2 protein-coding genes are annotated in these 1631 nt (G+C 53.6%); both read right to left on the bottom strand.

Annotated features, from left to right (window positions below; translation table 11 throughout):
- Positions 1-87: 87 nt before the first annotated feature.
- Complete coding sequence (locus AB0I71_RS32480) at positions 88-876, bottom strand: hypothetical protein (protein ID WP_357591182.1); 789 nt, start codon at positions 874-876, stop codon at positions 88-90.
- 29 nt (positions 877-905) lie between these two features.
- Positions 906-1631 (bottom strand): hypothetical protein (locus AB0I71_RS32475; RefSeq protein WP_357591180.1); only part of this gene is annotated, 726 nt, incomplete at its 5' end.

Genomic DNA, 1631 nt, shown 5'->3' with positions numbered 1-1631 from the left:
TCCATCATCAGAGCGCTGGATCAGGAAGACGAACTTACCCTGACGGAACATTATCCCGCTGCCAAAAATAGCCACGTTTTAATGCCCCTATGCTGCTTTCATTGACTCCATGAACTTGTGACCCTTCTGGGTCAGCATGTATTCAGGAATACTGCGGATGTTGTAGATGTAGGTCACATAGCACTGGCAGAAAACCTCTTCACCAGGCTGAGTGATTTCATCGAGATACCCGGCAGGACCGGCTTTCACATACCCGTTTTTTTGCGCCCAGTTCCCGCGAATCAGGTAGTACAACTGATCGCGCTCCTTGTGGTCTTCGCGGAAGTCATAACCGGGCCTGCGCCAATGGCTGTGCCAAATCGCCGCAATCGCGTTATTACTCGTTGCGATCACATTATCAATGTTGGCTATCAGCTTGCGGTTCTGGTCGATCATCACGCGGCGCGCTTCATAGTCCACCTTCTCGGCAGCCTTCTGTATATGATCCGCTGTTGCCCGCATCGTCCCCTGAATGCCAGACAGCGCGATGCTATCAGCAGAAGGTATGCTGCTGGCCCAGCCGCTAAAACGCGACAACGTTGTGTCGATAGCTTTTTTGCGGTTGAGCTGGATAAGGTCAGCGCTGGACAGGATCCGCCTGTCGAGTTCAGTCCTCAGTTTTGGTTCGAGGTAGTTGAGCGTAAAGCGGGATATGCCCTGGTGCCGTTTCAGCGCGCCAGCGCGACCAACCTGCAGATCGTACGATTTAGTCAGGTTCCGCGTGACCATCGCCATGTAGTCGTCCGCCGTGTCACTCTCAGCAGCCTGCCGGATGATGCTCTGCCAGCGCTCCAGCTCCTCGCGAGACGTGTAGCCATTGCGAAGAAAGAACTTCACCGCCTCACGAACCGTTCTTGTAAATGTCCTCATAGCATCATCCCACCGCCCGGATCTTCAGCCTTCGGTGGCTCTGGCGGCGGATTATCTTTTAGCGAGTCGTAATCGAGGTTAAGCCGTTGAGGGAAGAGGTTCTCGTTAGCGTTGGCGTTTTCACACGCCCACTCGATCAGCGTTGCGCGGTTCTCGGGGTCAGCGGTGAGTTGCGGCAGTATCGATTCCAGCATACTGACGATGGCCTTAAAGCGCGTTTCGTCTACCTTCACCTTTTCGCTCTCCGGCTCCTTGAGGGAGGACGGCCAGCGGTATTCGAAGTTATTTATCCACATCGAGAAATACACGCTGTAGGTGTTTTTCAGTTCCGGGAAGTCGGCTCGCAGCGACTGGAAAAACTCTATGCTCCATGCCCGGTACTGGCATACACGAATAAAGAATGCATAAAGCTGATCAAGCCATTCACGGATGTTGTCGATGTACACAGCAACGGCGCGCGCATCTTCAGTGCCTTCCCCGAAGCCCTGGGCGAACGTCTCAGAGTTAAGAATGATCGCCGGCATATCAGCGGCGGCGGCCACGTTCTCCAGAATGTGCTTACGGGCAGAGTCGAGAGGTTTTTCCAGGTTGCTGAGGTCGATTGACTCGATATTATCTTTGTCACCGATTTGCAGAACTTCTCCCGTTTTCCCTCTTTTCAACATCATGCGCTTAATGCCGCTCAGCTTCTGCATCATGTTGTTGACGACGGAGCTTGGCCC

Origin of the sequence: Micromonospora sp. NPDC049891, assembly GCF_040660295.1 — a bacterium.
Taxonomy (GTDB): domain Bacteria; phylum Actinomycetota; class Actinomycetes; order Mycobacteriales; family Micromonosporaceae; genus Micromonospora.
This window is presented reverse-complemented; position numbering and strand designations above follow the sequence as displayed.